Source organism: Campylobacter concisus (assembly GCF_015229955.1).
Taxonomy (GTDB): Bacteria; Campylobacterota; Campylobacteria; order Campylobacterales; family Campylobacteraceae; genus Campylobacter_A; species Campylobacter_A concisus_AT.
Map to the genome: position 1 here is coordinate 160,910 of NZ_JAAKYZ010000001.1, position 21,269 is coordinate 182,178.

Sequence of the window (21,269 nt, forward strand, 5' to 3'; positions counted from 1 at the left end):
TTTGAAAATTTCACACGTTAGCACATTTAAAGTGGCGTTTTTTGATGTTGATAGCATGGAAGTGATGTGGCATGGCAACTATGTCAAGTACCTAGAAATGGCACGCTGCGAACTACTTGACAAGCTAAGGTACAACTACATCGCTATGAAAAAAGATGGTTACGCCTTTCCTATCGTAAAACTTGACGTAAAGTACGTACGTCCAGCCTTTTTTAACGACACTATCAAGGTCACGACGACGCTTAACGAGTGCGAAACATTTTTGAAATTTCACTATCTTATAGAAAATGAAAAGGGCGAAAAATTAAGCGAGGCAAATACCGCGCAAGCTGTCATCGATATGAAGAGCTTACAAACTTGCTTTGAGATGCCAGAGGCTCTAATAAAGGCGATTAAAGCTTACACGAAAAAGGAAAATTTATGAAAAAAATAGCTCTTTTTTTAGCCATTTTTATATCTTGCTTTGGCTATGAGCTGGGTGAGCTTAAAAATATAGTAAAAACAGATGGCGTAAGCGGAAATTTCACGCAGACAAAGAGCCTGGCTGGCTTTAATAAAAACATAAAAAGCATAGGCGAGTTTAGGCTTGAAAAGGGTGGTCTTTACTGGGACACGCTAGAGCCAGTCGTCTCAAAGGTTTTTATAAATAAAGATGGCATTTTTAAAAACGAAAATGGCAAGCTTGAAAAGACGAGTGCAAATTTTGACGAAAAGCTCTTTCTGGCCATTATCAGCCTCGATGAAAACGAGCTTAGAAAAGAATTTGATATAAAAACAAGTGGCAGCCTAAAAGAGTGGAGCATAGAGCTAAGCCCTAAAAATTTACTCTTTAAACAAATTTTTAAATCCATAAAGATAAGTGGCGATGAGGCGGTAAAAAAGATCGAGCTTGACGAGGTAAGCGGCGATAAAACGATAAATGAGTTTAGTCTAAAATGAAAAAACTAGCCACGATCTTGGCTTTTATCTTTATTTTTTTAGCCTCGCTTGGATATTCGCTTGCGAGCCTAAAAAACGTACAAACTGACATCTTTTCACTGATAAATTTCAAAGACGCCAAAGAGGCAAAGGTGCTAAAAGAGGTGCAAGATGAGATGGCGTCAAATTTTTTAGTGCTGGTAAATTCTAAAGAGCTGGCCAAAAATGTGCAAAGCTTAGCTCTTAAAAGTTCGCTTTTTAAGAGCTTTGAGGTGAACATTGACGTAAATTTAAATGATATAAAAAACGACATCAACCGCTCAAAGATCGCGCTTTTAAGTAGGGCTGATCTAGAGCTTCTAAAGAACGATAAAAACGCTTTTTTTAAAAAGCGCGCAGAGGAAATTTTTAATAGCTTTAGCTTTAGACTTTTAAATGTAAAAGATGATTTTTTCTCGCTAAGTAGCGGTTTTAGCGCAAAAAATGGCAATGTGAGATTAAATTTAGCAGATCTTATGCTTGAGGTAAAAGACGCAGAGAATAGCTTTTTCTTGCTAAAAGGCGAGCTAAAAAAGGAAGTTTCGAGTGAGGGGCTAATAAAATTTTACAATGAGTTACAAGCGCTTAAAGTTGGACAAAACGAGCTTTTTGTGCACTCAAGTGCCCTCTATCAGGCATTTTCAAAGCAAAAAAATGAGAGCGAGAGCCTTTATATGAGTGTGGTCTCGCTAAGCCTAACCGCTATATTTTTGATGCTTGCTTTTAGAAATTTGCGAATTTTTTATGTGATATTTATCGCTGTATTTGGCTTTAGCGTGGCATTTGCAGGCACTTTTCTCTGCCTAAATGAACTAAATATCCTTACTATTTTAATAAGCACAAGCCTTATTGGCCTCATGTTTGACTACGTCTTGCACTGGCTTAGCAAAAATGAGGGTGAAGCAATCAGGGCAGGCAGCATAAAAAATATGCTAAAAATTTTCTTGCTAGGCCTACTTATCACGCTTAGTGGCTATCTAGCTTTTACGTTTTCTGATCTTAAACTGCTTAAAGAGGTGGCACTATTTTCAACGTTTGCGCTAGTTGCTGCGTTTTTAGCTAGCTACTTTTTTATGCCTTTAGTCTTTGAAGGGGTGAAATTTTATAGATCAAAGGTTTTTGATACGTTTTTAACTAAATTTTGCAAGCTCTCTGCCCTAGTTGCTAGGCATTTGGGAGTTAAATTTCTAGCTTTTTCGCTTATTTTGCTAGCTATTTTTCTTGGCTTTGATCTTAAAAATTTATCAAAAAGCGAAAACGTAAAAGACTACTCAAATATGCCAAAGAGCCTACTAGCGGACTCTTCTTATATCTTAAATCTAACTGGCAACAACCAAAATACGATGATAGTGACAAGATCAAGAGGTGATGTTTTGGGAGGTGAAAAGAGCCTTTTAGATGAGCTAAAAAAGAGAAATTTGATAAAAGATGAGAGCTCGCTAAGCGATATGTTTTTAAGTAAAAGCGAGCAGGGTGAGCTAAAAGAGGCCTTTAAAAAGGCGCTTGATGATGAGCAAATTTATGTGATTTATGAGAAATTTGGTTTTAGCAAGGATGAGATAAAGGATGAAATTTTAAAAATTTTGGGCGAAAAAGAGCTTAGAGTTAGTGAAATTTTAGCTCTAAAATCAATGAAAGATTTTAAGAAATTTATGCTTGATGAAAATGCAAGTGTGGCTTACGCGAGCAGCTTTGTAAAAGGAGCTCAAAGTGATGAGGTGCTGAAGCGCTACAACGCTTTTAGCCTAAATTTTGCTGACTCGCTAAATGAGAGCCTAACTCAGGCAAAAGAGCTTGCTCTAAAGCTAAAAATAGCAGCACTTGTGATCGCGTTTTTACTGCTATGGTTTTATTTTAGTGCGCTTATCTCGGCACTTGTGATGGGCGTCATCATCTTTGGCGTGCTTCTTACGCTCTTTATCTTTGCTGTTTTTGGCATAAATTTAAGCATTTTTGGTGTCTTTGGACTAATACTTGCAAGCGCTGTGGGGATTGACTACATGATATTTGCGCTAAATGAGAGTCTTAGCGAAAAAGAGCGAATTTATGGGATATTTTGCGCATTTATAACGAGCTTTATCTCATTTTTTGCGCTATCTTTTAGCCAGACCGCTGCTCTTAGTGTATTTGGGCTAAGTGTTAGCCTTTGCGTGCTGATATATGGGCTGATCGCCAGCGTTTTATCTTGTAAAAATATAAAAATTTAGCTTAAATTCCTGGCTTCAAGCGTTTTGCCTATTTTGGAGGCTTTGGTAAAAATTTTTTATTAACAGCTAGTTTGCCACCATCTTCGTTTTATTCACCTTGTTCTGGATGTTTGAAGCTATATTGAGTTTAAAATTTATATGGCAGCTTGGCTAGTTTTTTATAAATGCTACCATTTTAGAAAAAGTTGGTGTTGCTGCTTTCAAAAATATATTTGTGGCTTACTAAATTTGCACGGCATGAGGCGCCGTAAGCTTGCATAAATTTGGCATAAGAGCTAAACTCACCACTGCTAATCTTGCTTATAAATTTATCCAACTACTCGCTCTTGCCATTTTGCGGGATATTACTTTCGCTAAGGTCTATGAGGTCATCCACATAGATAAAATAGTCGCGTATTTTATGAGCTCTTGTCTATCTTTTGTGACAACTTCTTTACTTTCTTTATCAGTATATCCACCAAATTTTGCGCCAATGTATCCAAAGGCGAGTTACTTGCTTTTATTTCGCCAGGCTATATCTTGGTGTCAAATGTAAGTAACTAGGAAATAGCGAGCAACAATATTTTTTTAAATATTTTTGGCTAGTTAAATTTCACGCAAGATTTTAAAGACAAATTTTAAGCAAAAAATATCTCACTTTTTAGGCGAAGTAGACATAGATAGGCGCTTAGCACGCTTTGCTCTCTTACGTAGTTGCGCTCCCCTTTTAAAAGAAGCCTCTCAACCTCGATATTACCGTCTCTATCGCCAGCTGCGACATATACTGTGCCAACTGGCTTGCTAGCTGTGCCACCACCTGGTCCCGCTATGCCGCTAATAGCAAGCGTAAAGTCCGCATTTGTCGTGCTTAGCGTGCCTTTTACCATCGCTTTTACGCAAGGCTCGCTCACAGCTCCGTAAGTATCTAAAATCTCATCCTCAACGCCCAGCCACTCGTGCTTTATGTGGTTTGCGTAGGTTACTAACGAGCCATCAAAGCTAGCCGAGATGCCGCCATATCTTGCAAATTTAGCTGCCGCCAGCCCAGCCGTGCAAGACTCGGCAAATGAAATTTTAAGTCCCTTTTGCATGAGCTTTTTTGCTATAAATTCGATCACATCTTTTTGTGGGATAAATTTTTGCGAAAATAGCGTTTTTACCCCTTGTAAAAAGCTCTCGATCTGACCAAATTTATTGCTTTTTGCCCTTACTAGTATCAAATTTGGCAGGATCTGCGCAAGAGTGATATCAACCTCGTAAGTTTTAGCAAGTGGCAGCATAAGGATCCTCGCACTATCAGCGTCGATGTCCATTAGATGAAAGTAACTAAAATCAGGCTCATACTCGGTGAGAAACTCGCCTAGCTCTTCATTTGGATTAGCTTTTATGAGATTTATCTGAGCGTTATTTAGGCTGGCTAGAAAGCTATTTTTAGAGTAGTCTAAGCTATCTTTAAGCGCAAGTGTCGTGCTATCTTTTAGCTCGAGAGAGCCCCCAGTTAGCGTCGCTACAATCTTTGCGGCGATGGCAAAATTTTCATCTGAGCCAAAAATGCTTACAAAGTCGTAATCTTTTGATAAATTTTCGATGATAAAAGGTAGCTCTTTGCTGTTTTTTGGAGCAAAACTGACCACTCCAAGCTCGCCAAAATGATCCTCGTAACTTTGAAAAATGTAGTTTAGAAATTCTCTATTTATCTCAAGATCTTCGCCTATTATCAAGATACTTTGTCTCATTTTTAAGCTCCTTTTTTTGCCCCATTATACTATTTTTCAGTGTGATTTAACCAGCACAGGTGTAAAATTAGCAAATTTTAAAATCAAGGTAAAAAATGGACTACAAAGAGACACTTTTACTCCCAGAGACAAATTTCCCGATGCGCGGAAATCTCCCACAAAATGAACCACAAAGACTAAAATCATGGTACGAAGAGCGCAAGGTTTATGAAAAAATGAAAAAAAACCGCCAAAAAGCGGTTAAAAACTTCAACATCCACGACGGCCCTCCGTATGCAAACGGCCATCTTCACATCGGCCACGCGTTAAATAAAATTTTAAAAGATATCATCACAAAAACGCACTATTTTTACGGCGAAAATGTCCACTACGTGCCAGGCTGGGACTGCCACGGCTTGCCGATCGAGCAACAAGTTGAAGTAAAGCTTGGCGATAAGAAAAAAGAGCTTAGCAAGGTCGAGATCAGGGAGCTTTGCAGGCAGCACGCGAGAGAATTTATAGACATTCAGCGCAATGAATTTAAAAGCCTTGGCATCATCGGTGACTTTGAAAATCCATACATGACGATGAAATTTGAGTTTGAGGCCGACATCTACAAAGCACTTTGCGAGATCGCTAAAAAGGGGCTTTTGATAGAAAGAAGCAAGCCAGTTTATTGGAGCTGGGCGGCTAGATCGGCGTTAGCTGAAGCTGAAGTCGAGTATGAGGAGAAAGAGGACTACTCTATTTACGTAGCATTTGAGCTTGATGGCGACGCGCTAGAAAAGCTTGGCGTAAAAGAGGCAAGCGCTGTCATCTGGACAACTACGCCTTGGACACTTCCAGCAAATCAAGCCATAAGTCTAAAACCAGATGAAATTTATGTGCTAACGGCTGAAAATTTGATATTTGCAAAGCCACTACTTGAAAGCGTTGTGCAAAGTGGTCTAAGTAAGGGCGAGATCAAAAAAGAGTTTAAATCAAGCCTGCTTGAAAATACTCACGCGATAAATCCACTAAACGGCAGAAAGTCACGATTTTTACTAGGCGATCACGTTATGATGGATGGTGGTACTGGACTTGTTCACACAGCTCCAGGACACGGCGAAGACGACTACTACGTATGTTTGAAGTATGGCTTTAGCGAAATTTTGATGCCAGTTGATGATGGTGGCTGCTACGATGAGAGCCTAAAACATCACGGACTATTTAGAAGCGACGTGGTAGACGAGTTTGTCGGCATGCACATCTTTAAAGCAAATGAGAAAATTTTAGAGCTACTTGGTAAAAGCTTGCTTAGCGTCTCTAAATTTAGGCACTCTTATCCATTTTGTTGGAGAACGCATAAGCCTGTCATTTATAGAGCCACAAAGCAGTGGTTTATAGCTATGGACGAGGCTAAACTAGGTGGAAAAACGCTTAGACAAACAGCGCTAAAAGAGCTTGAAAAGGTTAAATTTTACCCAAGTGTGGGCATAAAAAGAATAGGCTCTATGATAGAAAATCGCCCAGACTGGTGCATCTCTCGTCAGCGTGACTGGGGCGTGCCGATCGCATTTTTCAGAGATAAAGCGACAAAAGAAGTTATATTTGATAGTGAAATTTTGGACCACATCGTGGCTATCTTTAAAGAAAAAGGCGCTGATGCGTGGTGGGCGCTAAGTATAGATGAGCTTTTACCAAAAGGCACAAAATACAAGGCTGAAAATTTAGAAAAAGTGATGGACATCCTTGATGTTTGGTTTGATAGTGGCTCGACATGGCATGCAGTCTTGCAAAGCGACAACTACGACGCTGGCAAATACCCTGCAAGCATGTATCTTGAGGGCTCAGATCAGCACCGCGGCTGGTTTCAAAGCTCGCTTCTAGTAAGCACAGCTATAAATTCTCACGCACCTTATGAGAGCATACTAACTCACGGCTTTACAGTCGATGCTAAGGGCGAAAAGATGAGCAAGAGCAAGGGCAACGTCATCGCTCCACAAGACGTGGCCAAAACTCACGGCGTGGAAATTTTACGCCTTTGGGTTGGCATGAGTGATTACTCAAGCGACCTAAAAATAAGCGAAGATATATTAAAGCAAATAAGCGAGCAATACCGCAAAATCCGCAACACGATCCGCTTTTTACTAGCAAACGTAAATGACCTTGAGAGCCTAAATACAGAGTTTAACATTCTTGATAAATGGATATTAGCACGCGCTAAAAAGGTCTTTGACGAGGCGAGCGCTTGCTTTAGAAATTACGACTTTTCAAAGGGCTTTAACATCCTTTTAAATTTCCTATCAGCCGATCTTAGTGGCGTCTATCTTGACGTTTGTAAAGATAGGCTCTACTGCGACGCAAAAGACGCTCCAAGAAGAAGATCAGCCCAAAGCGCGATGGCGATCATCACAAAGGCACTTTTGCCACTCATCGCTCCAACGCTTACTTACACCGTCGATGAGGTGATGGATTATGCTCCAAAGATCATCAAAGGCGAGGCAAAAGACGCGTTTGATCTAGTCTATGAGCCGATCATTTTTGACCTTAGTTTTGAAGATGAGCTGCTTTTTGCTAGCAGGGAGAAATTTAACGAGATCGTGGATGTTCTTAAAAAGGATAAAAAGATAAAGTCAACCCTAGAGCTAAGCCTAGAGACCACAAGTCACAGCATCACAAGCTACGACGAGCGCGAAGTGGCTGATCTTTACATGGTAAGCTCAGTTAGAGCTTACGATGATAGCGAGCCGTTAGCTGAGTTTGAGCTGGAGGGTGATAAATTTAAGATCATAGCAAGCAACCTTCACAAATGCCCAAGGTGCTGGAAATTTAACGCTAGCAAAGAAGATGCGCTATGCCCAAGATGCGAAGAGGTCATAAGTGCTAAGTGAGCCAGTAAGCGCAACTATCATAATAGCAACGATCGCTGCGGTGGTCGTTGTTAGCTTGTTTGGCATATTTTTGGTTAATAAATTTAAAGGATAAAAATAGTGGTAACTTTGAAAGAAGCTTTAAAATTTTCAGCTGAAGAGATAAAAAATTTAAGAGCCGAGCTTGAGGCAAAGATCATAAAAGAAAAAGAGCTTGGCGCTTATGTCGAGCAGCTAGCAAATTTAGAGATTGCAAAACTAGGCGAGGGCGTGCCTATCGCTATAAAAGACAACATCCAGGTAAAAGGCTGGAATGTAACAAGTGCCTCAAAAATTTTACAAGGCTACGTAGCACCATATAATGCAACCGTAATAGAAAAGCTACTTAGTAAAAATTTAGCTCCATTTGGCCGCACAAATATGGACGAATTTGCGATGGGAAGCACGACTGAGAGCTCATTTTACGGCAAAACACTAAACCCACTAAATCATGCCCATGTCCCAGGTGGCAGTAGCGGTGGCTCAGCAGCAGCAGTCGCAGCTGGACTCGCAGTAGCTGCACTTGGTAGTGATACTGGTGGCTCGATCCGCCAGCCAGCGGCATTTTGTGGATGCGTAGGTTTTAAGCCAACTTACGGCAGAGTGAGCAGATACGGCCTTGGCGCCTACTCAAGCAGCCTTGATCAGATAGGTCCAATCGCTCAAAACGTAGAAGACGCAGCCATTTTATATGACGTGATCGCTGGGCATGACGAAAAAGATAGCACAAGTGCAGATGTACCGTTTGTGAGCATTAGTGACAAGATAGATAGCGAGAAGAAACTAAAAATTTGCGTTGTTAAAAACTACGTCGAAAACGCAAGCGAGCAGACAAAAGTTGCTTTAAATTTAGCCATTGAAAAGCTAAAATCACACGGTCACAGCGTAACTTATACAAATTTTGAAGACTCAAAATATGACGTCGCAACCTACTACATAATAGCAACTGCAGAGGCAAGCGCAAATTTAAGCCGCTACGATGGCGTAAGATACGGCAGACGCGCAGACGCTAAAAATTTAAAAGAGCTATATATTAACTCACGCTCTGAGGGTTTTGGTGAAGAAGTAAAAAGAAGAATTTTGCTTGGTACCTTTGTGCTAAGTAGCGGATATTACGACGCTTACTATATCAAAGCGCAAAAAGCAAGAGCGCATATAAAAGCTCAATACGAGAGAATTTTAGAAGAAAACGACCTTATATTTATGCCAGTAGCTCCGAGTACAGCCTATAAATTTGGAGCACACAGCGATCCACTTCAAGCATATCTAAGCGATATTTACACTATCAGCGTAAATTTAGCAGGCCTACCAGCTATCTCTGTGCCAGTTGGCAAAGATGATCTAAATCTAAATATAAGCGCACAGCTAATCGCAAAAGCATGGGATGAACAGACCTTGATAAATGGTGCCAAGAGCCTAGAAAATTTAATAAAAGGATAAAAATATGAAGATAGTAAAGAGAGCTTTAACATTTGAGGATGTGCTTCTTGTACCGCAATACTCTGAAATTTTGCCAAAGCAAGTTGATGTAAAAACCAGGATCAGCAAAAATGTAACGCTAAATATCCCGATCGTCTCTGCTGCGATGGATACGGTGACTGAGCATAGAACTGCTATCATGATGGCAAGGCTCGGCGGTATCGGCGTCATCCACAAAAATATGGACGTCGAAAGCCAAGCAAAAGAGGTCAAACGCGTCAAAAAAAGCGAAAGTGGCGTCATCATCGATCCTATCTTTATAAATCCAGAAGCAACCGTGGCCGAAGCTCTAAGCCTTATGTCAGATCTTCATATTTCAGGCGTTCCAGTCATCGACAAAGACCGCAAACTAATAGGAATTTTAACAAACCGCGATTTGAGATTTGAGACAAATATGAGCACTTTGGTAAAAGACCGCATGACAAAAGCACCGCTTATCACTGCACCAAAGGGCTGCACGCTTGATGATGCGGAGAAAATTTTCTCTCAAAATAGAGTTGAAAAACTACCTATCGTCGATAAAGACGGCAAGCTTGACGGTCTTATCACTATAAAAGATCTAAAAAAACGTAAAGAGTATCCAAATGCAAACAAAGACAGCTACGGCAGACTTCGCGTGGCTGCGGCTATCGGTGTTGGTCAGATAGAGCGTGCTAAAGCGCTAGTTGATGCTGGCGTAGATGTCATCGTCATCGACTCAGCTCACGGCCACTCAAAGGGTATTATTGATACTTTAAAAGAGGTAAAGGCAAATTTTAATGTCGATGTCGTAGCTGGCAATATCGCAAACCCAGCGGCTGTAAAAGACCTAGCAAAAGCAGGAGCTGATGGCATAAAAGTGGGCATCGGACCAGGTTCTATTTGTACCACAAGGATCGTTGCTGGCGTTGGCGTGCCTCAAATTTCAGCTATTGACGACTGCGCAAGCGAAGCAGCAAAATACGGCATCCCAGTTATCGCTGACGGCGGACTAAAATACTCAGGCGACGTGGCAAAAGCCCTTGCAGCAGGGGCAGCTTGCGTTATGGCTGGTAGCTTGCTTGCAGGTTGCGAAGAGAGCCCGGGCGAGCTTATAACATTCCAAGGTCGCCAGTATAAAGTATATCGCGGTATGGGCTCAATAGGCGCTATGACAAAGGGCAGCTCGGACCGCTACTTCCAAGAGGGCACCGCTCAAGACAAGCTTGTGCCTGAGGGCATCGAAGGCCGTGTGCCATTTGCTGGTAGCATAAAAGATGTGATCCATCAGTTAATAGGCGGCCTAAGAAGCGCTATGGGCTATGTCGGTGCAAAAGATATCCCAACTCTTCAAGAAAGAGCTGAATTTGTTGAGATAACAAGCGCAGGACTAAAAGAGAGCCACGTCCACGACGTAGTTATCACTCACGAGGCACCAAACTACAAAGTTAATTAGTGTTAGACCTGCAAACTAGAACTATTAAATTTAACGAGCCACTCTATCTTGAGAGTGGCCGTATACTATCAAATTTTAAGCTTATTTATGAGACTTACGGCACGCTAAATGCTGATAAAAGCAACGTTATCGTGATCTGCCACGCACTAACAGGCTCACACCACGCAGCTGGCACCTACGCAGGCGATGAGAAAGCTGGCTGGTGGGACGGGCTAATAGGCAGCAAAAAAGCGGTTGATACGGATAAATTTTACGTTATTTGCGTAAATATCTTAGGCTCGTGTTTTGGCTCGACCTCGCCGCTAAGCGTTGATCGAAGTAGCGGCAAAGAGTATAGGCTAAATTTCCCAGTCCTTGCTATAAGTGATGTGGTAAAGGCGCAGATGAGGCTATTTAGCGAGCTTGGCATCACGAGGGCAAGAGCTGTGATAGGTGGCAGTCTTGGCGGTATGCAGGCACTTTGCTATGCTATCGAGTTTCCAGAATTTGCGCAAGATATCATAATGCTTGCAAGCACCTATCAGACTAAGCCTTGGGCGATAGCGTTTAATAAAATCGCCATCGAAGCCATTTTAAATGATGAAAATTTCAAAAACGGCGAATATGACGCAGAATTTATAAGAAAAAATGGGCTAAAAGGTATGGCTTACGGCAGGATGGCAGGGCATATCAGCTTTTTAAGCCCTGATAGCATGGATAAAAAATTTGGACGCAACTACGTCGAAACCGACGGCCTTTACGATCTTTTTGGACATTTTCAGGTCGATCGCTACATGGAGTATAACGGCTACAACTTCCCAAAGAGGTTTGACCCGCTAAGCTACCTATATATCGTAAAGATGATGAATATCTTTGACTGCACAAGGCACTACGATAGCCTAAAAGACGCCCTTGCGCCGATCAAAGCAAATCTGCATCTAATCGCTTTCAAAGGCGATCTACTCTTTCCGCCAAGCTGCATGAGAGAAATTTATGACGCACTTTGCGAGATGGGCAGAGGTACAAAGACAAATTTTATAGAGATAGATAGCAACTACGGGCACGACGCCTTTTTGGTCGAGATAGAAAAATTTGATGGATATATAAAAAATATATTAAAAGGATAGAGAATGGAGCAAAAAGAGCAAAGCTTTGAAGAAAAATTAGCTCTAGCAGATAAAATTTTAAACGATCTAAACAAAGATGATGTGAGCTTAGAAAATAGCATAAAGCTGCACGAACAGGGCAAAAAGCTACTAAATGAGGCAAGAGAAATTTTAGAAAACGCAAAACTTAGCATAAAGCAGGTGGATAATGAGTAGAATTTGTGCTCTTCAGCTACCAACGCAGCCTTTAAGTGAGGCAAGGCTTGATTATTATCTAAAAATTTGTGCGGACGAAAACGCAAGACTTGTTGTGCTTGGTGAATATGTGCTAAATAGCTTTTTTAAAGAGCTCATTAGCATGCCAAAAAGCCTTATAAAAGAGCAAAGTGAGCGCAAAAAAGAGGCTCTTTTTGCAATGGCAAAAAAGTATGATCTAAATATTGTTGCACCCATTGTAAATCTAAAAGGCAAGGAAATTTTTAAAAGTCTAGCCAAATTTACCCCAACACAAGTAAAGCTATATGATCAGCAAATTCTCATGCCTTACGCTCACTGGAACGAGGTGAAATTCTTTAATAACACAAGCGATGAGCTAAATTTGCCTGTCTTTACCTATGATAAATTTAAAGTTGGCGTCATGTTTGGCTTCGAGGCGCACTTTGATGTGTGCTGGGCCTATATGAGCGCTAAGAAGGTTGATATAGTGCTCGTGCCAACAGCTTGTACATTTTTTTCTCAGGCGCGCTGGGAGGAGCTTTTAAAGGTTAGAGCCTTTACAAATAACGTCTACGTGCTGCGCGTAAACCGTGTAGGAAGCCACAAAAGTGACGACGAGCAGTGGAGTTTTTATGGCGATTCGATGCTTATTAATCCGTTTGGTGAAGTTAAAAATAGGCTTGGTAAAAATGAAGAGATGATGATAGATGAGCTTAGCAAAAAGGAGCTTAGCGAGGCTAGAAACACTTGGGGTTTTATGCAGATAGAGGCGAAATTTAAAAGATAAAATAAGGCCGTAACTGGACGGAAAAGCGAGCTTAGCAAGAATGAGCGCTCTTTAAAGGAATTTTGGAGTGAAATTTGAAACGAAGTGACGTTGAGAGATATATAAAAGAGAAATTTGACGTTTTAGGTGAGCAAATTTTCCCAAGATATCCAAAATTTAGTGCCTTTCGTCACAAGAAAAATGAGAAGTGGTTTGCACTGCTTATGGAGATAAGCGCTAGCAAGCTAGGTCTTAAAAGTGACGAGATGACCGAGGTTTTAAATCTAAAATGCAGCCCTGATCTAGCCATGGTGCTAGTTGATGAGCAGCAAATTTTTAAAGCCTATCACATGAATAAAAAGCACTGGATAAGCGTAAATTTAAACTCAAAAATCTCACAAAAAACAGTTTTTGACCTGATAGACGAGAGCTTTAGCTTAAGCAAATAAAAGCCATTTTCAGGCTTAAATTTAGTAGTTTTTGTTAAAATCACGAAAAACTTAAGGATAAAATTTGCAAGAGCTAAACAATGAGATCAAAAAAGTCCATTTCATAGGCATCGGCGGCATCGGTATCTCAGCCATCGCTAGATTTTTACACGAAAAAGGCCACAAGATAAGTGGTAGTGACATCAAAGAGAGCAAGACGACTCTTGAGCTTCAAAATGAAGGCATTGAGGTCATCACACCGCACTGTAAAGAGGCGATAAAAGACCAAGACTTCGTAGTCTATTCGGCTGCGATAAAAGAGGACAACATCGAGCTAGTGGAGGCCAGACGAAAGGGCATAAAGTGCTTTTCAAGAAAAGAAATTTTGCCTTATGTGCTTGAAGATAAGTGCGTCTTTGCAGTAGCTGGCGCACATGGCAAGAGCACGACTTCAGCGATGCTAGCAAGTCTTATTGAGGGTTCAGTCATCATCGGCGCCATCTCAAAGCAGTTTGGCTCAAATATGCGCTACGCCAAAAGCGATAACGTCGTATTTGAGGCGGATGAGAGCGACTCAAGCTTTCTAAACTCAAACCCATATCTAGCCATCGTCACAAATGCAGAGCCAGAGCACATGGAGCATTACGACTACGATCTAGCTAAATTTTACGCAGCCTACAAGGGCTTTTTGGAGCGCGCGAGAGTTAGGGTGATAAACGCTGAGGACGAGTTTTTAAGTACGCTTAAGCTTGATGCGATCAGGCTTTATCCAAGCACCGACATCACGGAGCTTACGATGGTGGTAAGAGACTATCAGCCATACACCAGCTTTAATCTTAAAAATTTAGGCAAATTTGAAGCCTTTGGCATGGGCGAGCACATCGCCATAGACGCATCTTTAGCTATCCTTGCTGCGATGCACGAGACGCCGCTAAAAGACATCAGAGAAAATTTACTAAATTTTAAAGGCATCAAAAAGCGTTTTGACATACTTAGCGCAAACAAAAATTTCGTCCTAATAGATGACTACGCGCACCATCCAACCGAGATAAAAGCAACACTAAAATCAGTCTTTGAATACGCCAAAATTTTAGGCATAAACAGCGTCACAGCGATATTTCAGCCACACCGCTACACAAGACTTAGCACAAATTTACCTGGCTTTAAAGAGTGCTTTAAGGGTGTTGATGAGCTTGTCATCTTGCCAGTTTATGCAGCTGGAGAAAATCCGATCGAAGTTGATATGAAGAGCGAGTTTAGCGAGTATAACCCAATCTTTACTGATAAGGTCGAAAGGGTTGAAGAGGGGATTGAATTTACAGATGAATTTGGCGTAAAAAACCGCCTAAGTGACGGCATCGTAGTTGGCTTTGGAGCGGGCGATATCAGCGTACAGCTAAGGGGCGGATATTAATGGATCTAAGCACTTTCAAGCTTCAAGATGAAAATGAAATTTTAAAAGAGATAAAAGAAAAAGAGCTTAGTGAAGAAGAAATTTCAAGCCTTATAAATTTAGGTAAAAAAGATATCTTGATCGCGCTTGCAAGGGAGCAAAAGCTAAGTAGCGCCCAGATAAAAGATATGTTACCGAATGCCCCGTATATGGCTGTTTGCTTGCTAGTTGAAAAACAAGATATCAGTGAGGTTAAGGCTGAAATTTTAGACAAGATCAATCCTCATTTTGAGCTTTACAAAGAGCTCATCGCAAAATATAAGGGCGTAAAATGGTAAGAAATTTGATCCTAATCGCTGGCTTGATCGTACTTTTTGGAGCGATCTGGGCGATAAAAGATGAAAAGATCAGCAAAGGCATAAAAGCGCTCGTTAGCGCGGTGCTTGTAGCGATCCTTATTTGCGTCTATTTTTACGAAGAGAATTTATCAAAAAATGAGGATGCCATCTCAAAGCTAGTTAGCGATTTTAAACAGGGCAAAACACTAAAATGTGGCGAATACAACGTGAGTGCGGAGAAATTTAACTATGAATTTGGCACGGCGTCATTTTTAGCTAAAAGAGAATTTAGCGATCTCTCAGGCGTCATCGTGCCGATAAAAAGTTGTGAGCAATGACTGAAGAGATATTTTTAAAGCTAGATCTAGGCGAGTATCTGGATAAATTTAACTCCTTTTTAGCAAGGCAAAAACCGCTATTTTTACAAGGCGACAGCAAAATCCACTTTGAAAACATTAGTGAGCTTTCAAAGTATGATTTTAAGGCGCCTGACGAGATAAAAGAGCTTGATGATGCGCTAATTAGACTTAGCAAGCAAGCAGTGCTTCACATCAGCGAAATTTACGAGTTTGCAAAGATTATTAAGTATTTTTCATATCTAAAAAAGCAAAAATTTGAAGGCAGGCTTGGCGAGTGGATCGCTAAAGTCGAAATCCCTGAAGCGATGAGCCAGATGGCAAACAGCTTTGATGAAAACGGCGAGTTTAGCGACAGCGTGGATGAGAGATTTCAGGCGATAAAACAGGCATTTAGCGAGAAAAAACGTCAGATCGACGCTGAGCTTAAAAAGCTCATCTATTCAAAGCACATCACGCCCTATCTAGTCGATACCCAGACGCACTACATCAACTCGCAAGAGGCACTTTTGGTGCGTGGCGGCTTTAATCACGCCCTAAAAGGCACCGTGATCGCTAGAAGCTCAGGCGGCTACTTCTACGTCGCTCCTACAAGCACCGAGCGCCTAAAAAAGGAGCAAAGCGAGCTACTTGATAGAAAAGAGGAGATCATTTTTGAGCACTGCAAGAAATTTAGCCTGCAGATGAGCAAGAGCCTACTCTTTTTGAAATTTATAAATAACGCTTTTGATCAGTTTGACGCATATCAAGCGCGTGTAAATTTAGCTAGATCGCGCGACTATGAGTTTGTTTTGCCAAACAGCTCGCACGTTATCAAACTTGAGAAATTTGCCCATCCAGCGCTAAAAAATCCAAAAAGCGTGAGTGTGGACTTTAGCAAAAAGGTGCTTTTAATAACCGGCGTAAACGCTGGCGGTAAGTCGATGCTTTTAAAATCTATCATCTCGGCCACGCTACTTGCAAAGTATCTGCTGCCTATGCGTATCGACGCAAACCGCTCAAGCATCGGCTCTTTTAAAGAATTTGACGCGATTATAGAAGATCCGCAAAGTGTGAAAAACGACATCTCGACCTTTGCTGGCAGGATGGTGCATTTTGCAAGGCTTTTTACTAAAAAATCGATCATCATAGGCATCGACGAGATCGAGCTTGGCACCGACTTTGAGGAGGCTGCGAGCTTGTATGGCGTCATGATAGAGCGACTCATTACTCAAGATATCAAAATGATCATCACGACCCACCACAAACGCCTTGCGATGCTGCTAGCTAAAAACCCAGAGGTTGAGCTAGTGGCGGCACTTTACGACGAGGCGGCTCAAAGGCCTAAATTTGAGTTTTTAAAGGGCACGATCGGTAAGTCTTATGCCTTTGAAACGGCGGCAAGATACGGCATATCTCAAAATTTAGTGGCTCAGGCAAAGAAAATTTACGGTGAAGATAAAGAGAATTTAAACGAGATCATCACAAAGACGCTAAATTTACAAACCAAGCTTGATGAGGGCATAAAAGAGGTCACGGCAAAAGAGGAGCGGCTTGAGCGCTTGCTTGAGGAGCAAAAAGAGCTAAAAGAGAAAAATGAGATCAAGCTAAATGCGACTATTTCACGCCTAGAAAAAGAGTATTATGAAGCGATAAATGCGGCAAAAGCGGTTATAAATTTCAAGGATATAAAAGACAAACAAAGAGCGCTAAACGTGGCAAATGAGAAAAAGGCTGCTATAGTTAAACCTAAAAAAACTGAGCACGAGAGCCTAAAAGTAGGCGATAGAGTGAAGTATGAAAACATAAAAGGCACGGTTTTAAGTATCTCAAAAAATGACGCGATGATCGAGTCAAATGGTATAAATTTACGCGTGCCAATAGAGCTTTTAAGAAAAAATGGCAATGAAATTATTTTGCCTAAAAAAGGTGGCGTAAGTTTAAGCGTAGATAAGCCAAAAACGGCCTCGCTCTCGCTTGATCTGCATGGCATGAGAGCTGACGAGGCGATAGCAAAACTTGATAGATTTATCTCAGATAGTCTTGTTATGGGATTTGACGAGGTTAGCGTATTTCACGGCATCGGCACTGGCAAGCTCGCCTTTGCTGTTAGAAATTTCTTAAAAGAGCATCCAAGCGTGAAAGAGTTTTTTGATGCACCGGCAAATCAAGGCGGATATGGAGCTAAAATAGTCAGGCTTTAACTTCTTCCTAAAAGTTAAAATTTATTTTAAGGTTGATATAATCAGGGCAAGTACACAAAATAAGGGAAGTAACTTTTGAGTAACAAGGACGAGCAAACGGGTAAAAATCTAAACATCACTAAAACGATTATAGGTTTAGTGTTTGTTTTGGGAAGTATTTTTTTAGTCGAAAACCTGGCAGTTTTTTATTTTAAATTTAATAATGCTTCTGCTGAAAATGGTTTTAATCTTCGAAAGAAAGTTGATTATTTGACATATCAATATGTTGATTATTTCAAAAATGTCAGCAAATATGATGTCGCAAATTTCCAATCTTACATTAATGATAGTGCTATGGGTGATGTTCTTTTATTAAAGGATGATAATAAAAATGGATACAAGGTCGTAGCGTCTTCAGATAAAAGAATAATAAATCAAGAATTTAACGACAAAAGCTGTGGAAACATCTTTGCTCATAATTTCCAAAAAGATTATTTTTGGGCAAAAATTTTGCCAGAAAATGCTGCTCAAGTTTGTATGTTTGTGCCGGTCGGAGAGTATATATTAGGCTTTAAAGGAAAGGTCGATCAGCGTATTACTGGCACGCATGATGAGTACTTTTTTGAGTGGCTTTTAAACAATATGGCTTTAACATTTATCTTAAGCTTCGTTGGCGCAATAGTTGCTTTGTCTACTTGTATATGGTACGCGGTTAAATATATAAAAGAAAAAAATAACTATAATGAATTAAAAACAGATGCTAAAAAACAGATAGAAGAGCTTGGAGAAAAGCTTTATATCGATCCAATGACTGGACTTTTAAATAAAACAGCATTGGTGCGTGATATTAATAGCTATGAAAATCCTAAAGTAGTGCTTATAGATATTGACGATTTTGGCAAGATGAATGACTTTTACGGTAAATTTGCATGTGATCAGATTTTGGTAAAGATGGCTGATTTGATCAGTGAATTTGCCAAAGATGAGAATATGAAGGCTTACTGTATAGAAGCAGATAGGTTTGCTCTGGTAGAAGATAGCGATAGCTTTATCGATAGATATGAAGATATGGTTGAAGATTTGATAGAAATTTTTAAAGGTCGTATGCTAAGTATAGTCGATGAAGATGGTAGGGAGATAGAAGGTATCGAGATACATAGTACAATAGGCTTTGCTCTTGATAGTGACCAAACACTAAGAAAAGCAACAATAGCGTTAAAAACGGCAAAAGAGCAAGATAAAGACTATGTTTGCTATTTTAAAGGGCTAAATCAAAAAGAGGAATACGCAACTCAAATAGAACGCTCTAAACTGATACAATACGCTACTATAAACAACAATATTGTTCCTTATTTTCAGCCGATAGTTAATGACCAAAAGGTACCTGTAAAATACGAATGCTTGATAAGACTTTTAGATAGAGGCGATGTTATATCACCAAATGTCTTTTTGGATATCTCAAAGCGTATTAAGCGTTATGCTGATCTTGAGAAGCAACTAATTAAAAAGTGTTTTAAGCAGCTTGTAGAGGATAAGAATTTAGTACTTTCTATAAATTTAAGTAGTAGAGATATGATCGATGGTGATGTTAGTTCACTTGTTTTAAATCTATTGAACAAGCACAATGTTGCTGGTAGAGTAGTATTTGAGATCGTTGAAGATGAAGAGCTTAAAAATTTAGAGAGAGTTTCAAATTTTATCGAGCGTGTAAAAAGCATGGGCGCAAAGATCGCTATCGATGATTTTGGCTCAGGATATTCAAATTTTTCTTACATTATAAAGATCAAGCCTGACTACGTGAAGATCGATGGCTCTATTATAAAAGATATAGACATAAATAAAGATTCACACTCTATCGCAAGTGCGATCGTGGCATTTGCAAAAGACCTTGGTATAAAAACTATTGCTGAATATGTGCATTCAAAAGAGATATTTGAAATCTGTAAAGAGATCGGCGTAGATGAGTTCCAGGGCTTTTATTTTGGTGCACCAGAGCGTGCCGGCTCATAAGGCACTTAGTGGTAATTAGCTTTTTAAAAGAGCTTTTAAGCTTTCGCTCTATCACACCTAATGATGCTGGAAGCTTAGAATTTATCGCTAGATTTTTGCCTGATTTTGAGGCAAAATTTATAGAAAAAAACGGCACCAAAAATCTCATACTCTCTAAAATTTATGGTGATGGCGAGCATCTAGCTTTTGCTGGACACGTTGATGTCGTGCCTCCAGGTGAGGGCTGGGATAGTGAGCCATTTACTCCACTAGAAAAAGATGGCTACATCTATGCAAGAGGCGCACAGGATATGAAAAGTGGCGTGGCTACTTTTGTTTGTGCTGCTAAAGATGCGAAATTTGATGGGAAGCTAAGCCTCATATTAACAAGTGACGAAGAGGGCGATGGCACATATGGTACGCCTTTAGCACTTGAATATTTACGCGAAATAAATGATTTGCCGAAATTTTGCGTAGTGGCTGAACCAACTTGCGATAAAGAATTTGGCGATAGCATAAAGGTCGGCAGACGTGGCTCAATAAATGGCAAGATCGTGATAAAGGGCATTCAAGGACACGTGGCATATCCTGAAAAGTGCATAAATCCGGTAAATTTAATAGCTCCACTTTTAAATAAGATAGCTGATCACGATATGGACGCTGGAAGCGAGTTTTTTAGTCCAAGCAAGATCGTGGTAACTGATATTAGAGGCGGCATGCAAGTTTGCAACGTCACGCCAAGCGAGCTTAGCATAATGTTTAATGTGAGAAACTCAAATTTAACTGACATAAATGATGTTGAGAGCTATCTTAGAGAGGTCTTAAAAGGGCTTGATTACGAGCTTAGTATAAAGCAAAGCTCAAAGAGATTTTTAACAAATAAAGATAGCAAAATCGTAAAAAATTTAATGGCTTCTATCACAAAGTTCACAGGCGTTACACCGGTTCTAAATACAAAGGGCGGCACGAGCGATGCAAGGCACTTTGCTGAATTTGGCGTAGATGCGATAGAATTTGGCGTGATAAACGATCGTATACACGCCAAAAACGAACGAGTTAGCACCTACGAAGTAAATAAACTTTATGAAATTTTTAAAGATTTGATAGAAAAATTTTAATCCATAAATTTCATTATTTTTAAACCAAAAATTTATTAATTGTCTAAAAAATATTTTCAAAAGCTATTTTGATTGATATTTTTGTCAAAGAATTTTAAAAATAAGAAATTTTCTTTATTTGGCAATATTGCTATTATCTATTATAATTCATGAAGTAACCGGGTTTTGGCAATTTCAAGTAAAACCTAATGAAATACTCTTTTTAACGAGTACAAGATGGAAGTTATAAATACGTTTGTGGGCGAAAAATATATCCAGTATAATCCTGGCTTTAAAGATGGTATGGATATCATTTCTAATTTATAAAAAAGTAAAATTTCAAATAAATAAAAAAATGCAAGTAAAACGAAAAATATACAAATCTTTTCAATACGAGAAAATGAGACATAGCTTGCGAGCTAGATTGCTCTTTTTAGTCGTAGCAGTCGTGATTTTAGCAATCGAAATTTATATCGCAACTTTTGTTAAAGGTGGCTTCGTGCGACATTATTTGGGTGATGTGCTAGTTACGGTGATGCTTTACGCATTTGGACGAGCTATATTTAAAACTGCACCAAAAATTTTAGCATTTGAAATATTTATCTTCTCGCTATCTATAGAAATTTTACAATACTTTAAAGTACTTGAAATTTTAGATATTCATAATTTAATAATACGCATAGTCTTTGGCGGAACATTTGACGTTAGCGACATCGTATGTTACGCGTTGGGCTGCTTGCTGGCTTATTTGATTGATGTCATTTGCTTTCTGCAAAAAGTATAAAAGTCCAAAGATA

Annotated in this window: 19 protein-coding genes; 17 read left to right on the forward strand and 2 right to left on the reverse strand. The window is 39.9% G+C overall.

All coding sequences use genetic code 11. From position 1 onward, the window contains the following. Nucleotide 1: 1 nt before the first annotated feature. The 3 genes from G6W45_RS00825 to G6W45_RS00835 are packed head-to-tail and all read left to right on the forward strand — an operon-like array spanning nt 2 to nt 3,164. Nucleotides 2-424, forward strand: a complete 423-nt coding sequence (locus G6W45_RS00825) for an acyl-CoA thioesterase (protein WP_242039015.1) — start codon at nt 2-4, stop codon at nt 422-424. Further along, entirely contained in the window at nt 421-939 is a 519-nt protein-coding gene (locus tag G6W45_RS00830) for a LolA family protein (RefSeq protein ID WP_194167205.1), read from the forward strand. The genes G6W45_RS00825 and G6W45_RS00830 overlap by 4 nt, the downstream gene beginning before the upstream one ends. After that, nucleotides 936-3,164 carry an MMPL family transporter gene (locus tag G6W45_RS00835; RefSeq protein WP_194167206.1) on the forward strand — a complete coding sequence of 743 codons (2,229 nt, stop codon included), beginning with the start codon at nt 936-938 and terminating at the stop codon, nt 3,162-3,164. Before G6W45_RS00830 ends, G6W45_RS00835 begins: the two co-directional genes overlap by 4 nt. Nucleotides 3,165-3,339: 175 nt before the next feature. Here the strand turns inward: G6W45_RS00835 and G6W45_RS09710 are convergent, their stop codons facing one another. Next, on the reverse strand, nt 3,340-3,480 hold the full coding sequence (locus tag G6W45_RS09710; RefSeq protein WP_242039016.1) for a hypothetical protein: 141 nt from the start codon (nt 3,478-3,480) through the stop codon (nt 3,340-3,342). 301 nt (nt 3,481-3,781) lie between these two features. Continuing rightward, nucleotides 3,782-4,879 (reverse strand): CinA family protein, encoded by a 1,098-nt coding sequence (locus tag G6W45_RS00845; RefSeq protein ID WP_194167207.1) that lies wholly within the window; start codon nt 4,877-4,879, stop codon nt 3,782-3,784. A gap of 95 nt (nt 4,880-4,974) precedes the next feature. Here G6W45_RS00845 and ileS point away from each other — a divergent pair, with 95 nt between their 5' ends. The 14 genes from ileS (at nt 4,975) to G6W45_RS00915 (ending at nt 21,256) form a co-directional block, all read left to right on the forward strand. Next, nucleotides 4,975-7,731 carry an isoleucine--tRNA ligase gene (gene ileS / locus G6W45_RS00850; RefSeq protein WP_194167208.1) on the forward strand — a complete coding sequence of 919 codons (2,757 nt, stop codon included), beginning with the start codon at nt 4,975-4,977 and terminating at the stop codon, nt 7,729-7,731. A 99-nt stretch (nt 7,732-7,830) separates the two neighbouring features. After that, nucleotides 7,831-9,189, forward strand: coding sequence for an Asp-tRNA(Asn)/Glu-tRNA(Gln) amidotransferase subunit GatA (gene gatA / locus G6W45_RS00855; protein ID WP_194167209.1), 1,359 nt, complete (start codon nt 7,831-7,833; stop codon nt 9,187-9,189). A 4-nt stretch (nt 9,190-9,193) separates the two neighbouring features. Next, nucleotides 9,194-10,642: an IMP dehydrogenase gene (guaB, locus tag G6W45_RS00860; protein WP_194167210.1), complete on the forward strand. Its 1,449-nt coding sequence runs from the start codon at nt 9,194-9,196 to the stop codon at nt 10,640-10,642. Continuing rightward, nucleotides 10,642-11,748, forward strand: a complete 1,107-nt coding sequence (metX, locus tag G6W45_RS00865) for a homoserine O-acetyltransferase MetX (protein ID WP_194167211.1) — start codon at nt 10,642-10,644, stop codon at nt 11,746-11,748. The genes guaB and metX overlap by 1 nt, the downstream gene beginning before the upstream one ends. A 3-nt stretch (nt 11,749-11,751) precedes the next feature. Further along, nucleotides 11,752-11,943: an exodeoxyribonuclease VII small subunit gene (xseB, locus tag G6W45_RS00870; protein ID WP_194167212.1), complete on the forward strand. Its 192-nt coding sequence runs from the start codon at nt 11,752-11,754 to the stop codon at nt 11,941-11,943. Beyond that, nucleotides 11,936-12,730 carry a carbon-nitrogen hydrolase family protein gene (locus G6W45_RS00875; RefSeq protein ID WP_103619458.1) on the forward strand — a complete coding sequence of 265 codons (795 nt, stop codon included), beginning with the start codon at nt 11,936-11,938 and terminating at the stop codon, nt 12,728-12,730. Before xseB ends, G6W45_RS00875 begins: the two co-directional genes overlap by 8 nt. A gap of 74 nt (nt 12,731-12,804) precedes the next feature. Then, nucleotides 12,805-13,158: an MmcQ/YjbR family DNA-binding protein gene (locus G6W45_RS00880; protein WP_103619448.1), complete on the forward strand. Its 354-nt coding sequence runs from the start codon at nt 12,805-12,807 to the stop codon at nt 13,156-13,158. A gap of 85 nt (nt 13,159-13,243) precedes the next feature. After that, on the forward strand, nt 13,244-14,551 hold the full coding sequence (murC, locus tag G6W45_RS00885) for a UDP-N-acetylmuramate--L-alanine ligase (RefSeq protein WP_194167636.1): 1,308 nt from the start codon (nt 13,244-13,246) through the stop codon (nt 14,549-14,551). Next, nucleotides 14,551-14,868 carry a hypothetical protein gene (locus tag G6W45_RS00890; protein ID WP_194167213.1) on the forward strand — a complete coding sequence of 106 codons (318 nt, stop codon included), beginning with the start codon at nt 14,551-14,553 and terminating at the stop codon, nt 14,866-14,868. The genes murC and G6W45_RS00890 overlap by 1 nt, the downstream gene beginning before the upstream one ends. After that, on the forward strand, nt 14,862-15,206 hold the full coding sequence (locus G6W45_RS00895; protein ID WP_103580646.1) for a hypothetical protein: 345 nt from the start codon (nt 14,862-14,864) through the stop codon (nt 15,204-15,206). Before G6W45_RS00890 ends, G6W45_RS00895 begins: the two co-directional genes overlap by 7 nt. Beyond that, nucleotides 15,203-17,407: an endonuclease MutS2 gene (locus G6W45_RS00900; protein ID WP_194167214.1), complete on the forward strand. Its 2,205-nt coding sequence runs from the start codon at nt 15,203-15,205 to the stop codon at nt 17,405-17,407. The genes G6W45_RS00895 and G6W45_RS00900 overlap by 4 nt, the downstream gene beginning before the upstream one ends. Nucleotides 17,408-17,482: 75 nt before the next feature. Continuing rightward, nucleotides 17,483-19,396 carry an EAL domain-containing protein gene (locus G6W45_RS00905; RefSeq protein ID WP_194167215.1) on the forward strand — a complete coding sequence of 638 codons (1,914 nt, stop codon included), beginning with the start codon at nt 17,483-17,485 and terminating at the stop codon, nt 19,394-19,396. Between the two features lie 8 nt (nt 19,397-19,404). Next, a complete protein-coding gene (dapE, locus tag G6W45_RS00910) occupies nt 19,405-20,493 on the forward strand; it encodes a succinyl-diaminopimelate desuccinylase (protein ID WP_194167216.1) in 1,089 nt (362 codons plus the stop codon). A gap of 379 nt (nt 20,494-20,872) precedes the next feature. Then, a complete protein-coding gene (locus G6W45_RS00915) occupies nt 20,873-21,256 on the forward strand; it encodes a ribosomal maturation YjgA family protein (RefSeq protein WP_242039017.1) in 384 nt (127 codons plus the stop codon). Nucleotides 21,257-21,269 lie beyond the last annotated feature (13 nt).